Raw genomic sequence first — 14,079 nt, forward strand, 5'->3', positions numbered from 1 at the left:
GGGGCCGGCACGGCAAGATCAAGAGCTGCAGCCGAGCTTGCGCTCATCCTGTGTAGGAGCTGCCGAAGGCTGCGATCTTTTGATCTTGATCTTGATCTTGATCTTGATCTTGATCTTGATCTTGATCTTGTGGGAGCTGGCTTGCCAGCGATGGCGGCCTGACAGCCGACCAATCTCCAACTGACTCCCCCCAATCCCACTGTGGGAGCGGGCTTGCTCGCGAAGACGGCCTGACAGCCAACCAATCTCCAACTGAACACCCTCAACCCCACTGTAGGAGCCAGCCTGCTGGCGATGGCGGCCTGACAGCCGACCAATCTCCAACTGAATAAACTCATGCCCACTGTGGGAGCGGGCTTGCTCGCGAAGGCGGCCTTACTGCCAACCAATCTCTAACTGAGTGTTCGCAATGGCAGTCAGCCCATCACCCACAAAAAAGCCACCTCTCGGTGGCTTTTTCTTCAGCTCTCGACAATCAGTCGTAGATCACTTTCTTTTTCCAGTCCGCATCGGCTTCGACTTCTTTGAGGCCTTCGGTCAACTGGTTCACTTCGCCTTCAACCGGGGCAATCTTGTCCATGACCTGGGCATTGGCGCGGGCCAGCAGTTTTTCCAGGTATTGCAGTTGTTCCGAGTACATCTGCGGGTCTTGCTGTTTGCGCAGGTATTGCACGCCGCGTTCGAAGGCGAGGCGGGCCTGGCCGGGCTGGTTTTGTTGGAGGGATTGTTGGCCGAGGTTGTTGAAGAATTCGATGTGCAGCAGGACCAGGATGTGGCGGACTTCTTTGATCCAGTGCTTGGCTTCGTTTGGTGGCAGGAAGCCGTCGTGGGCGGCGCGGGTGATCTGGCCGTGCAGGGCTTCGAGCAGGAAGCGGACGTCCTTGGCTTTGGCTTCGGTCAGGATCGGTGCCGGTGGGTTGTTGACCGGGATCGATTCGCCCTGGGCCACCAGTGCGCTCAGTTCGGTGATCCGTGCTTTGGTCGTGGCGCTGGTTTTTTCCAGGTTCAGCAGGCGCTGGCAGACGTTCAGTTCCAGACGGGTCAGCAACAGCTTGAGCGCCGGGGTCATGAACTGGCCGGGGAAAGTTTCGGTCAGTTCGCCGCAGCGGCGCAGGCGATCGTTGAGTTCGATCTTGGTGCGGGCCTTCTCCAGTTTGTTGTTTTCCACCACATGGTTCATGTAGCCAATGGCGATCAGAATTGCGATCCCGGCTACGACTAGCAGGGTGATCATGAGTGGTGTCACCGGTAAGACCTCTTTATAGGGTTCGCGTGCGAGTTTAGTGGCTTGGCATTTAGGCGCCTAGCGCCGCTCGACGAGTTGGATCGGCAGCTTCAATCTGTATCGGCTGCGCACTGCTTATATGAATGCTGGCGCTGGAAGTGCAGATTGCCATCACTGAGCGGTGGACTATAGCGTCTTGGCGAGTGGCGGAATATAGGCGTCAATCGTCGGGCGACGGAAAACCCCGAATGCTCCCGTAAAGCAGGTCGAAGTCATTGATTTAAATAAATTTATATTCGGGGGTTGACGACCTCTCAAACCATCCATAGAATGCGCGCCACTTGCAGCGTAAAGCACACAGCGAAACGCCGCAGGGAGTGAATGTTGTAGCGTGTCCCCTTCGTCTAGTGGCCTAGGACACCGCCCTTTCACGGCGGTAACAGGGGTTCGAGTCCCCTAGGGGACGCCAATGCGGGAATAGCTCAGTTGGTAGAGCACGACCTTGCCAAGGTCGGGGTCGCGAGTTCGAGTCTCGTTTCCCGCTCCAATTTTAAACGGCACTGCTTTCGGGCGGGGCTGAGTGAAACCAGAACCAAGTCTTCGGATGCGGATCTGGACACCGAAACACACACCATGTGTTCCGGGTAGCGTGTCCCCTTCGTCTAGTGGCCTAGGACACCGCCCTTTCACGGCGGTAACAGGGGTTCGAGTCCCCTAGGGGACGCCATTTGCGGGAATAGCTCAGTTGGTAGAGCACGACCTTGCCAAGGTCGGGGTCGCGAGTTCGAGTCTCGTTTCCCGCTCCAAATTCTAAAAGTGCCGCTCAGTGAGCGGCGTTTTTATTAGTGAAAGTTGTAGCCTGTCCCCTTCGTCTAGTGGCCTAGGACACCGCCCTTTCACGGCGGTAACAGGGGTTCGAGTCCCCTAGGGGACGCCATTGCGGGAATAGCTCAGTTGGTAGAGCACGACCTTGCCAAGGTCGGGGTCGCGAGTTCGAGTCTCGTTTCCCGCTCCAATTTCACAAAAACGCCGATCAGTGATGATCGGCGTTTTTGTTTGCGCAGTATTTGTCGCACAACAAAAAAGGACCTTCGGGTCCTTTTTTGTTTTCACGTCAGGCCCGCTGAATCACGGGCCCCGTGTCTTATCAGAGCTTCGGCAGCTGCCCGACACGCCCCATCATTTCCGTGACGATCTGCAGGTCCAGCAGGAACTGGTCAACCGTCTTGAACTCGCCATCGGTATGCCCGGTGTATTTGACTTCAGGTCGCGCCAGGCCGAATTGCACGCCGTTCGGCAATTCGTGCACCGACGTTGCGCCGGCAGACGTACCGAACTCGTGCTTCATGCCCAGGTTTTCAGTGGCTACCGCCAGCAGTGCTTTCACCCATTCGCCTTCCGGATTGCGGTACATCGGTTCGGCGATCGAATAGGTGAAGTCCACGGCGACGTGGGTTTTCTTGCTCCAGGCCGTGAGTTTGTCAGCGATTTCCTTCTTCAGTACCTCCGGTGATTTACCCTTCGGCACGCGCAGGTTGACCGCCAGTTTGAAGGCTTTGTCGTCCACGCCCACATAGGTCAGGGAAGTGGTCAGCGGGCCCATGAACGAATCGGAGAAACCCACGCCGAGTTTCTTGCCCAGGTAATCCAGGCCCCAATTGTTGGACGCATAGCGTGCAGCGTCGGTGATCTGGTTGTGCTTGAGCGCCACCTTGCCGTCGAGGCTGTTGATGAAGTCGAGCATCCGCGCGACCGGATTGACGCCGGACTCGGGCTCGGAGGAGTGCGCGGATACGCCGGTAATCGTCAGTTTGACGTCTTTGCCGTCAACCTTGGCTGCGACTTCGAAGTTGCTGCCGTGTTTTTTCGCGTACTCGTTGCCGGCCTTTTGCAGGCTCGCCGCCAGTTGCTCAGGCTTGTCGGTGACGAGGGTCGCAACCGAAACCGATGGAATCTGGTTGGTCGCCAGGCCACCGGTCATCGAGATGATTTCTGCGCCACTGCCTTCAGCCTTGCGCAGTGGGAAGTTGGCCATGACGATGCCGTAGCCTTTTTCGGCGATGACCACCGGATAGCCGCCGTCCAGCGCCATGTTGTAGTTCGGCGTCGGGTTGTGTTCGAAGTAATACGGGATCGCGTCGCCGGAGGTTTCTTCGGTGGTGTCCACCAGCAGTTTGAAGTTGCGTGCCAGCGGCAGCTTTTCTTCCTTGATCACTTTCATCGCGTACATCGCGACGACGATGCCGTTCTTGTCGTCCTCGGTGCCGCGGCCATACATGCGGTCGCCGATCAGAGTGACTTTGAACGGATCGAGTTTGGTGCCGTCCTTCAGCACCCAGTTTTCCGGGGTGACCGGCACCACGTCGGCATGCGCGTGAATGCCCACAACTTCGTCGCCGCTGCCGTCGAGGGAAATTTCATAGACGCGGTTGTCGACGTTGCGGAACTTCAGGTTGAACGATTCGGCCAGGTTCTTGATCTTTTCGGCGATCTTGATGAACTCCGGATTGTCGTGCTGGGCCACGCCTTCTTTCTGGAAGGTCGGGATTTCCACCAGTTCGCGCAGGGTTTCGAGGGCGGCTTTGCCGTACTTCACGCGGGTGTAGATGCCCAGCAGGCGATAGATTTCGTTCTGCTGTTCGGCGGTCAGGGGCTTGTTGTCGAGAAAACCATTGATCGCCGGGGCGAGGTTGTCGGTCTTGCTCAGATCGCTCTTGGCTACGGCACCGAGAAACTGACGAAAATCGCTGACCGTCGTATCGCTGAAGGTCTTGAGGAGCGCAGCGCTTTGCTCGGGGGTGATGTTGGCCTGAGCAGGCAGGGTGAACGACGAGAGACTGGCCAGAACCAGGCTGGCAGCAGCCAGACGCTTGAGGGGAAAATGCATTGCGAGGGGCATTCCTTTGCAGGCAGTTGAGTGGGAAGTGTTTGAAAGATGAAACAAATCTTTTCCAAACTAACACCGCGAAGGTGTTGAAGGGGAGCCCCTGAAGTGGGATCCGTCGCACAGAAATGCAAAAGCGGCGCACAAACGAAAAAGGCCCGATCGGCGTTCAACCGATCGGGCCTTTGCTTTGAACGCGGCTTTTACATCGACAGCACCAGCCTGCCGGCGAACAGAATCAGGATCACGCCCATGCTGCGTTCGAACCAATGGCCCATGCGCATGAACAGGGTTCGCACCCGGCTGCTGGAAAAAAACAGCGCGACGATCACAAACCACAGCGCATTCACGAAGCACATCCACACCCCGTACAGCGCCTGGACTTCCAGTGGGGTGCTGGCGCTGATGATCGTGGTGAAGATCGCCAGGAAGAACAGCGTGGCCTTAGGGTTGGTGGCATTGGTCAGAAAACCGGTGCTGAACGCCTTGAACAGCGATTGCGCAACCAATGGTTCGTCCGTGCTTTTCTCGCCCTCAAGCGTGGTTTTCGGTTTACTGCGAATCAGGCTGATGCCGAGGTAAAAGATGTACGCCCCACCGATCACCTTGGCCACCGTCAGCAACCACGGTGTGGTGTGCATCAGAGCGCCAACGCCGAGCAACGTGTAGAGAACGTGCACGGAAATACCGGCGCCGATCCCCAGTGCAGTGCAGATCCCCACCAGTCGGCCGAAGCGTACGCTCTGGCGGATGGTGACAGCGAAGTCCGGGCCGGGAGCGACCACGGCCAGAAAGTGAATGGTGGCCAGCGCCAGAAACTCGCCCAGGTAGTTCGATAACATCTCAGCTCCAGAAGGTCAGGGGTGAAGCATTGCCGCGATAGCCGACAAAGAACGAAAGGCTCAGTCGCGGATCCGCCACGCCCGGGGTGACCGAGTGCATGCAGCGCGAATTGAACATGATGAAATCTCCCGGTTGCGGCCGCACTTCAAGGGTCGGTGGGCCGAGCAGCGCCGGGTCGATGCCGTAACTGTCACCGCGCATCTCGTCGAACTGATCCGGGGTGATGTCGTCGTCCCACATCTGCAGCGCGCCGCCTTCGGTCGGCATGTTCAGGTAGACGTTGCAGGCGAACTGCGCCTCCAGGCTGCGGGCCTGAAAGCTGTCCGGGGCGTCTTTGGCGAAAATGTCGTGATGGGCAAGAAAGCACACGCCGGGTTTGACCACCCGTGACAGGCCGACGTACATCTTGCGGCCGTAGAGGTTTTCCAGATGGGCACCGGCCGGCCATGACTCATCGAGCATGCAGCGCAGGGTGTCGACCGGCGAGGAGTAGGGCGCACAACGCTCGCGCAGTTCGGCGATGTTACTGGCGGCGCGTTCGAAGTAGTCCTCGATCAGCAACGGCTGGTTTTCCGCCTCGTAAAACGCCATGCCGATCCGGCCGATGCTCGGCGCGTTGATGTAGCCTTCGAAGCCCGGAGCCAGAATCTTGTCGCCAATCTGGATCGCCAGCGTCTCGGGCAAAAAGCCTTTGACGCGGATGGCGAGGACTTCTTCGTTGGCCAGTTTTTTTATGCACGTCTCATCGAGACGCTCGACGTCTAGCATCATTGTTTTTAGGTCCATCTATCGATAGTCAACGGAACCAGCGAATGCGGTTCCCCCGGCGTCGGACGCTGCGTGGAGCAACGCCCGAGATGCTTAATCCACGCTGTAGTGGACGGATAACGTGCCTTTCTTCTGCGAAAGGGAGGCGATCGTGACTGTGCCCAAATCCTTCAGGCTGCGTACATGGGTGCCACCGCAACCGTAGGCCGGCAGTTCGCCAAAACCGATTTCCCGCGCGCCCTCGCGCAGCGAGGTCAGGCGTGGCAGATCGTGTTCGATCCACTGACTTATTCCGTGTTGAACGGTTGACGCGTCGACTTCCTGAGCGGCATCGCCCGGCTTGAACTGCACCCGGCCTTCGTCTGGCCAGTGGTGCGCCTTGATCGGTGTCCAGCCCATGGCCTGGACGAAATGCCCGATCAGATGCCCGGCAGAATGCATGCGAGTGTTGTAGCGGCGACGTTGTTCATCGACGTGGATACAGGTCATGCCCCGTTTCACCGGACGATCGACGTAATGCACGATCCGGTCGGGTTCCTGCACCACGCGCAGCACCTGGCTTTCGCCGATCATGCCGGTATCACAAGGCTGACCACCGCCTTGCGGGTGAAACAGGGTGGCGCGCAGCACCACGGCAAATTCGTTCTCGTGGGGCGTGCAGTCGAGGACTTCCACATTAGCCTTGAGGTCATCACTATGGAAAAAGAGGCGAAGCGTCATATTCCATGCCCTTATTAAAGTTTCTATTTTTATTATATGAATCGTGCAATAACGTGATAATCCGTTCAAACATCAAAGGACTTGTGCGCTGTGAGCATCAATCTACCGCTGCCACTGCTCGGTGAAATGGCGATTTTCGTCAAGGTCGTAGAGACCGGCAGTTTCTCCGAGGCTGCCCGCCAACTCGGTTCGTCGCCGTCGGCGATCAGTCGCAGCATTTCTCGGCTGGAGAAGGCCTTGGCCACGCGTTTGTTGCAGCGCACCACCCGCAAATTGCGCTTGAGTGACGGTGGCGAGGAAGTGTTCAAGCGCTGTCAGGAAATGGTCAGCGCCGCCAAATCGGTGATGGAGATCAGCGGGCAGTTCACCCACGAGGCGGAAGGGCTGGTGCGGGTCAGTGTGCCGAAAGCGGTCGGGCGTTTCGTGATTCATCCGCACATGCCCGAGTTTCTCCGGCGTTATCCCAAGGTCGATGTCGAGTTGCTGTTGGAAGACCGACAGGTTGATTTGATTGACGATCATGTCGATCTGGCGATTCGCATCACTGATCGACCACCGGCGGGGCTGGTCGGGCGGCAGTTGCTGACCATCGACCATTTGCTCTGCGCCACCCCGCAATACCTGGCCGAACACGGCACCCCGACCCACCCGCATGACCTGCTTGATCACAGTTGCATCTATCTGGGGGAAACCCCGAGCGATGCACGCTGGAAATTCAAGAAGGGCAGTAAAGCGGTGACCGTCGGCGTGCGTGGCCGCTATGCCGCCAACCATACCGGCGTGCGGCTGGGAGCAGTGTTGCAGCACATCGGTATCGGCAGCCTGCCGTACTTCACCGCGCGCTATGCCTTGGAGCAGAAGTTGATTGTGCAGGTGCTGCCGGAATGGACGTTCCTGGCTTCGTATCACGGTGGGCTGTGGTTGCTGCATTCGCCGACGCGTTACCTGCCGCCGAAGCTGCGGGTATTCATCGATTATCTGGTGGAGTGCCTGGAGAAGGAGCCGACGTTGAGCAAGCCGGGGAAGGCGGGGGCGCCGAATAATCTGGCGATGGCGTATGAATTACCGGAGAGCGAGGGGCTGCTTTAAAAGCAAAAGATCGCAGCCTGCGGCAGCTCCTACACAATCCCTGTAGGAGCTGCCGCAGGCTGCGATCTTTTGCTCTTCAAACCATTAAATCAGTGCTTGCTGTCCTGAGCAGACATCGCCAGCAGCTGCTTTTCCTGATTCCAGTCGAACGGTTCGTCGTTCTGTTCGGCTTCGTAGCGACGTTCTTCCAGTGCCTGATACAGATCGATTTCTTCATCAGACAGATAGTGCAGGCAGTCGCCGGCGAAGAACCACAGCAGATCCCGTGGAATCAGGTGGGCAATTTGCGGATAACGGGTAATCACTTGGGTCAGGATGTCCTGGCCCAGGTACTGGCTTTCGATCGGGTCGATCGGCAGGGACGCCAGCAGTTCGTCGAAGCGCTCCAGGAACAAGGCATGGCTTTCTTCGGGAACCTGTTCGGCCTCACCTACGGCGACCAGGATACTGCGCAGATGGTCGAGCAAAACAAGATGATCGGCAACGACGTTGGACACGAGATAAGTCCTCAAGAGCAAAACGGGCGCGGGAGTATAAAGCTCTCGCGCCCGTTTTTCATAAATAAACAGCTACACGGTCGTCAGCATCAGCGGACTTTACCCTCAGCCAGCTTCAGCTCTTCCTTGTCGAAATCATCGACGTCGATCACCTTGCGCCTTGCCGCTTCGGCATCGCGCAGGGTCTGCGCTTCCGCCGCTTGCAACACCCCGGCCTCCAGCGCAGCGTCGATGGCGTGTTCGCCAGCCACCGGTTTGACCTGACCGCTTTTCAGTGCCGTGTGCAGTTTCTTGTGCAGCGGTTGCGCGGCAGTCAGCAGATCGCTGGCGTGTTGCAGGGCACCGACGGCATCGTCGGCAGACTGCGGGCGATAGCAGCCGGCGAGCAATTCTTCGAGGGTCGGATCGCCTTTGGCGCGACCGATCACAGCTGCCACTTCGGCACCCAGTTTGTCCGAAGGGCCTTTGTGGCGACGACCGAACGGGAACACGATTACTCGCAACAGATAGCCGAACACTTTGTTCGGGAAGTTGCTCAGCAGTTCATCCAGCGCTCGTTCCGACTGACCGAGGCTTTCTTCCATGGCCCAACGGAACAACGGCTCCATATGCGCCGGCGAATCCAGGTCGTGATAACGCTTGAGCGCGGCCGAGGCCAGATACAGGTTGCTCAATACATCGCCCAGACGCGCGGACAGGCGTTCGCGACGTTTCAGTTCGCCGCCCAGCAACATCATGCTGAAGTCGGCGAGCATGGCAAATGCTGCGGCCTGACGGTTGAGTGCGCGGAAATAACCTTGGCTGATCCTGTCCCCAGGCGCATGTTCGAAGTGGCCGAAGCCCAGGTTCAGCACCAGGGTGCTGGCCGCGTTACCCACCGCAAAACCGATGTGCTTGAGCAGCAGGCCATCGAACTCTTTCAGTGCCTGGTCCTTGTCTTCACGGCCGGCGAGGGCCATTTCCTTGAGGACGAACGGATGGCAGCGGATCGCGCCCTGACCGAAGATCATCAAGTTGCGCGAGAGGATGTTCGCGCCTTCCACGGTGATGAAGATCGGCGCGCCGTTCCAGCTACGACCGAGGTAATTTTTCGGCCCCATGATGATCGCCTTGCCGCCGTGCACATCCATGGCGTGGCTGATGCACTCGCGGCCGCGTTCGGTCAGGTGGTACTTGAGGATCGCCGACAGCACCGACGGTTTCTCCCCCAGATCCACCGCGTTGGCAGTCAGCATGCGCGCCGCGTCCATCATCCAGGCGTTGCCGCCGATGCGCGCCATGGCTTCCTGAATGCCTTCGAAAGCCGACAGCGGGACGTTGAACTGTTCACGAATCTGCGCGTACTGACCGGTCACCAGGCTGGTGAACTTGGCCGCGCCAGTGCCGACTGCAGGCAGCGAAATCGAACGCCCGACGGACAGGCAGTTCATCAGCATCATCCAGCCCTTGCCGAGCATTTCCTGGCCGCCGATGAGGAAGTCCAGCGGGATGAACACGTCTTTGCCCGAGTTCGGGCCGTTCATGAACGCGGCACCCAGTGGCAGGTGACGACGACCGATTTGCACGCCGGCGGTATCGGTAGGAATCAGCGCCAGGCTGATACCGAGGTCTTCCTTGTCGCCCAGCAGATGCTCCGGGTCGTAGGCCTTGAAGGCCAGGCCCAGCAGGGTCGCGACCGGGCCGAGGGTGATGTAGCGTTTTTCCCAGTTCAGGCGCAGGCCGATGACTTCCTGGCCTTCCCATTCACCTTTGCAGATGATCCCGGTGTCCGGCATGGCGCCGGCATCGGAGCCGGCCAGCGGGCCGGTGAGGGCGAAGCACGGAATGTCGTCGCCGCGGGCCAGCCGCGGCAGGTAGTGATTGCGTTGCTCGTCGGTGCCGTAATGCAGCAGCAGTTCGGCCGGGCCGAGGGAGTTGGGCACCATCACCGTGGAGGCGAGGTCGCCGCTGCGGGTCGCGAGTTTCATCGCCACTTGCGAGTGAGCGTAGGCGGAAAAGCCCTTGCCGCCGAACTCCTTGGGAATGATCAGGGCGAAGAAGCCGTGCTCCTTGATGTGGCTCCAGGCTTCGGGTGGCAGATCCATCGACTGGCCGATCTGCCAGTCAGTGACCATTGCGCAGAGTTCTTCGGTCGGACCGTCGATGAAGGCTTGTTCCTCTTCGCTCAGTTGCGCTTTCGGATAGGACAGCAGTTTGTCCCAGTCCGGACGTCCGCTGAACAGTTCACCGTCCCACCAGACGGTACCGGCATCGATCGCGTCGCGCTCGGTCTGCGACATCGGCGGCAGGGTTTTCTGGAACCAGTTGAACAGCGGCGCGGTGAAGTGTTTGCGGCGCAGGTCGGGCAGCAGCAAAGGCGCGGCAACCGCTGCGAGCACGACCCAGAACACCAACAGCAACCAGCCCGGAGCATGGCTGAAAATGCCCATCGCCAGCAGGTAAATGGCGACGATACCCAACGCGGGCAGGGGGGCGATGCGACGGTGGGCGAGGTACGCCACACCGACGATCAGAACCAGTATCCACAACAACAGCATATGTAATCCTCCGTGAACCAGGGCAAACCGACCCTCCAGAGCTTAGACGGCATCTGTAAAACGGGTTGGTCAGAACATGGTGATTGAACTTGTGGGAAACCCCGGATGGTTTTCGTAGGTTCGGTGGGCAACATCCGTGGGAAATCGTTCGCCGTTCCCGCGTCTTTGCGTCCATGTTTGGCCGAAACGTCGTTATCTCTGTGCTTGAGCTGTCGCTAGACTCGGGACTCACCCAGGAGAACATCGTCATGCGCGAGTATCTGAGTCCCGGCCGCTTCATCGATAGTGACCACCCGGCGGTGGTGGAGTTCGCCGAACAGCACCGGGGTGCCAGCCGCGACCCGCTCGCGCAGGCGATCAGTCTCTATTACGCCGTGCGTGAAGCGGTGCGCTACAACCCGTATACCTTCAGCCTCGACCCGCAGACCTTGTGTGGCAGTTACGCGCTGGGGGCCGGGGAAAGTTATTGCGTGCCCAAGGCCACGTTGCTCGCCGGGTGTACGCGGCATTGCGGCATTCCCGCGCGCATTGGTCTGGCCGACGTCAGGAATCACCTGTCGACCCCGCGTTTGCTGGAGCTGTTGCGCAGTGATGTGTTCGCCATGCACGGCTACACCGAACTGTTTCTCAACGAGCGCTGGGTCAAGGCCACACCGGCCTTCAACCAGAAGCTCTGCGAATTGTTCAACGTTGCGCCGCTGGAATTCGACGGGATCAACGACAGCGTTTTTCACCCGTATAACCGTGATGGCGCGCTGCTGATGGAATATCTGGTCGATCACGGCCAGTTCGCCGATGTGCCGGAGCGATTCTTTTTCGAACACCTGGAAAAGTGCTACCCGCATCTGTTCGGCGAACACGGGGCGACGGTGCTGGGCGATCTGCAGAGTGATTTGAGCCGTGCCTGATCCGGCGTATGCTGCTTGCCCACGCATTGGAAAAGAGGCGGTCATGCTGAAGATCTGGGGACGGAAAAACTCATCGAATGTCAGGAAACCACTGTGGGCCGCCGAAGAGCTTGGCCTGGCCTACGAGGCGATTGACGCCGGTGGTGCCTTCGGTGTGGTAGACACGCCCGAATATCGGGCGATGAACCCGAACGGTCGGGTACCAGTGATCGAGGACGACGGCTTCGTGCTGTGGGAATCCAACGCCATCGTGCGTTATCTGCTGGCCAAACATGCGCCAGACACTGCGTGGTACTCGGCAGACCCGCAGGCCCGGGCCATCGCGGACAAGTGGATGGACTGGACCACCTCCAGTTTTGCCGGACCGTTTCGCACGGTGTTCTGGGGCGTATTGCGCACACCGGCAGACAAGCAGGACTGGCCGGCGATCAACGCAGCAATCAAGGAGTGCACAGCGCTGCTGTCCATGGCCGATCAGGCCCTCGCCCGCCAGCCGTATCTGTCCGGCAGCGACATCGGCATGGGCGATATTCCGCTGGGCAGTTTCATTTATGCCTGGTTCGAGATGCCCATCGAGCGTGCCTCGCAGCCGCATCTGGAAGCCTGGTATGCACGGTTGAAGCAGCGTCCGGCGTATCAGAAAGCGGTCATGACCGCGTTGACTTGATAATAACTATCGACACACTTGACTGTACTTGTGTGGCGGCGGCAAGCACCATTGCGTTCACGCGCCGTGGTTGTTTTGTCCGCCGCCCGGCCCAATCTTTCCTCTTCTTCCCTTCTTGGTGCGTAAATCCGATATGAGTTCCGCTCTGTCCATCCGGCAGCTAACCAAAACCTACGGCAACGGGTTCCAGGCCTTGAGTGGTATCGATCTGGACGTCGCCGAAGGTGACTTTTTCGCCTTGCTCGGCCCTAACGGCGCTGGCAAATCCACGACCATCGGCATTCTCTCGACCCTGGTCAACAAGACCAGCGGCACGGTGAATATCTTCGGTCACGACCTGGACAAGAACCCCGCCGCGCTCAAGCGCTCGATCGGCGTGGTGCCCCAGGAATTCAACTTCAACCAGTTCGAAAAGACTTTCGACATCGTCGTGACCCAGGCTGGTTACTACGGCATTCCGGCGAAAATCGCCAAGGAACGCGCCGAACAGTACCTGACCCAGCTCGGCCTGTGGGACAAGCGCGATGTGCCCTCGCGCTCGCTGTCCGGTGGCATGAAGCGCCGACTGATGATCGCCCGCGCCCTGGTGCATGAGCCGCGCCTGCTGATCCTCGATGAGCCGACCGCTGGCGTCGACATCGAACTGCGTCGCTCGATGTGGACGTTCCTCACCGAGCTGAACCAGAAAGGCATCACCATCATCCTCACCACACATTATCTGGAAGAGGCTGAGCAGCTGTGCCGCAACATCGGCATCATCGACCACGGCACCATTGTCGAGAACACCAGCATGAAACAGCTGCTGGGCCAGTTGCACGTCGAAACCTTCCTGCTGGATCTGAAAAACGACTTGAACGCCGCGCCGCAATTGCTCGGCTATCCCGCCCGGTTGCTCGACGGCCATACCCTGGAAGTCCAGGTCGACAAATCCATGGGTATCACCGCGCTGTTCACCCAGTTGGCACAGCAGAACATCGAAGTGCTGAGCCTGCGTAACAAAACCAATCGCCTCGAGGAGCTGTTCGTGTCTCTGGTAGAGAAGAATCTGTCGAAGGTGGCGGTATGAGTTCCGAGTTCCGTCCCAACCTCGTCGCCCTCAATACCATCGTGTATCGGGAAGTCCGCCGCTTTACCCGGATCTGGCCGCAGACGCTGCTGCCGCCGGCGATTACCATGGTTTTGTATTTCGTGATCTTCGGTAACCTGATTGGTCGGCAGATCGGCGACATGGGTGGCTTCACCTACATGGAGTACATCGTGCCGGGGCTGATCATGATGTCGGTGATCACCAACTCCTACGGCAACGTGGTGTCGAGCTTCTTCGGCAGCAAGTTCCAGCGATCCATCGAGGAACTGATGGTCTCGCCGGTGTCGCCGCACACCATCCTGATCGGCTACACCGTTGGCGGCGTGCTGCGTGGCTTGATGGTCGGGGTCATCGTGACGATCCTGTCGCTGTTCTTCACCCATCTGCAGGTGCATCACCTCGGCGTGACCTTGCTGGTGGTGATCCTGACCGCGACGATCTTCTCGCTGCTGGGCTTCATCAACGCGGTGTTTGCGCGCAACTTCGATGACATTTCGATCATCCCGACGTTTGTGCTGACCCCGCTGACCTACCTCGGTGGCGTGTTCTACTCGATCACCTTGCTGCCGCCGTTCTGGCAGACCGTGTCGCTGGCCAACCCGGTGCTGCACATGGTCAACGCGTTCCGTTACGGCATTCTTGGCGTGTCGGATATCCGGATCGGCATCGCGATCACCTTCATGCTGGTGGCGACGGTGGTGTTGTATCTCGGTTGTGCGCGGTTGCTGGTGAGTGGGCGCGGGATGCGGACCTGATCCGAAACCGCGTCGCTGCCATCGCGAGCAGGCTCACTCCTACAGAAGGGCGCGTTCCAATGTAGGAGTGAGCCAGCTCGCGATGGGGCCAATTCAGAC

12 protein-coding genes and 6 tRNA genes are annotated in these 14,079 nt (G+C 59.0%); 11 read left to right on the top strand and 7 right to left on the bottom strand.

The window, feature by feature from the left end:
- Window positions 1–475: 475 nt before the first annotated feature.
- The gene (locus tag M0814_RS08915) at window positions 476–1,234 is read right to left on the bottom strand and encodes a hypothetical protein (RefSeq protein WP_177434685.1); all 759 of its coding nucleotides are present in this window, start codon (window positions 1,232–1,234) and stop codon (window positions 476–478) included.
- A gap of 384 nt (window positions 1,235–1,618) precedes the next feature.
- On the opposite strand from M0814_RS08915, the gene M0814_RS08920 reads away from it, so the two are divergent.
- The 6 genes from M0814_RS08920 (at window position 1,619) to M0814_RS08945 (ending at window position 2,240) form a co-directional block, all read left to right on the top strand.
- Window positions 1,619–1,694 (top strand) — tRNA-Glu (locus tag M0814_RS08920).
- 2 nt (window positions 1,695–1,696) lie between these two features.
- A tRNA-Gly gene (locus M0814_RS08925) sits at window positions 1,697–1,772 on the top strand.
- A gap of 104 nt (window positions 1,773–1,876) precedes the next feature.
- Window positions 1,877–1,952, top strand: a tRNA-Glu gene (locus M0814_RS08930).
- Window positions 1,953–1,955: 3 nt separating this feature from the next.
- A tRNA-Gly gene (locus M0814_RS08935) sits at window positions 1,956–2,031 on the top strand.
- Window positions 2,032–2,086: 55 nt separating this feature from the next.
- Window positions 2,087–2,162 (top strand) — tRNA-Glu (locus M0814_RS08940).
- A gap of 2 nt (window positions 2,163–2,164) precedes the next feature.
- Window positions 2,165–2,240, top strand: a tRNA-Gly gene (locus tag M0814_RS08945).
- A 132-nt stretch (window positions 2,241–2,372) separates the two neighbouring features.
- On the opposite strand, the gene M0814_RS08950 is transcribed toward M0814_RS08945, so the two are convergent.
- From M0814_RS08950 to M0814_RS08965, 4 genes are all read right to left on the bottom strand, one after another.
- A complete protein-coding gene (locus tag M0814_RS08950) occupies window positions 2,373–4,112 on the bottom strand; it encodes a dipeptidase (protein ID WP_103484753.1) in 1,740 nt (579 codons plus the stop codon).
- Between the two features lie 200 nt (window positions 4,113–4,312).
- Window positions 4,313–4,951, bottom strand: a complete 639-nt coding sequence (locus M0814_RS08955) for a LysE family translocator (protein WP_103484752.1) — start codon at window positions 4,949–4,951, stop codon at window positions 4,313–4,315.
- A 1-nt stretch (window position 4,952) separates the two neighbouring features.
- Complete coding sequence (locus tag M0814_RS08960; RefSeq protein ID WP_103484751.1) at window positions 4,953–5,723, bottom strand: 2OG-Fe(II) oxygenase; 771 nt, start codon at window positions 5,721–5,723, stop codon at window positions 4,953–4,955.
- A 90-nt stretch (window positions 5,724–5,813) separates the two neighbouring features.
- Window positions 5,814–6,440, bottom strand: a complete 627-nt coding sequence (locus tag M0814_RS08965) for a hypothetical protein (RefSeq protein ID WP_103484750.1) — start codon at window positions 6,438–6,440, stop codon at window positions 5,814–5,816.
- A 90-nt stretch (window positions 6,441–6,530) separates the two neighbouring features.
- On the opposite strand from M0814_RS08965, the gene M0814_RS08970 reads away from it, so the two are divergent.
- Window positions 6,531–7,529, top strand: coding sequence for a LysR family transcriptional regulator (locus M0814_RS08970; protein ID WP_045122588.1), 999 nt, complete (start codon window positions 6,531–6,533; stop codon window positions 7,527–7,529).
- 89 nt (window positions 7,530–7,618) lie between these two features.
- On the opposite strand, the gene M0814_RS08975 is transcribed toward M0814_RS08970, so the two are convergent.
- Window positions 7,619–8,026: a PA2817 family protein gene (locus M0814_RS08975; RefSeq protein ID WP_007967565.1), complete on the bottom strand. Its 408-nt coding sequence runs from the start codon at window positions 8,024–8,026 to the stop codon at window positions 7,619–7,621.
- Between the two features lie 89 nt (window positions 8,027–8,115).
- Complete coding sequence (locus tag M0814_RS08980) at window positions 8,116–10,563, bottom strand: acyl-CoA dehydrogenase (RefSeq protein ID WP_003227096.1); 2,448 nt, start codon at window positions 10,561–10,563, stop codon at window positions 8,116–8,118.
- A gap of 248 nt (window positions 10,564–10,811) precedes the next feature.
- On the opposite strand from M0814_RS08980, the gene M0814_RS08985 reads away from it, so the two are divergent.
- From M0814_RS08985 to M0814_RS09000, 4 genes are all read left to right on the top strand, one after another.
- Window positions 10,812–11,471, top strand: coding sequence for a transglutaminase family protein (locus tag M0814_RS08985; RefSeq protein ID WP_103484749.1), 660 nt, complete (start codon window positions 10,812–10,814; stop codon window positions 11,469–11,471).
- Window positions 11,472–11,514: 43 nt separating this feature from the next.
- Entirely contained in the window at window positions 11,515–12,138 is a 624-nt protein-coding gene (locus tag M0814_RS08990) for a glutathione S-transferase (protein WP_103484748.1), read from the top strand.
- A 133-nt stretch (window positions 12,139–12,271) separates the two neighbouring features.
- A complete protein-coding gene (locus M0814_RS08995) occupies window positions 12,272–13,204 on the top strand; it encodes an ABC transporter ATP-binding protein (RefSeq protein ID WP_003227092.1) in 933 nt (310 codons plus the stop codon).
- Complete coding sequence (locus tag M0814_RS09000) at window positions 13,201–13,980, top strand: ABC transporter permease (RefSeq protein ID WP_003227090.1); 780 nt, start codon at window positions 13,201–13,203, stop codon at window positions 13,978–13,980. Before M0814_RS08995 ends, M0814_RS09000 begins: the two co-directional genes overlap by 4 nt.
- Window positions 13,981–14,079 lie beyond the last annotated feature (99 nt).

Origin of the sequence: Pseudomonas sp. MWU12-2020 (assembly GCF_023100605.1) — a bacterium.
GTDB lineage: Bacteria > Pseudomonadota > Gammaproteobacteria > Pseudomonadales > Pseudomonadaceae > Aquipseudomonas > Aquipseudomonas fluorescens_H.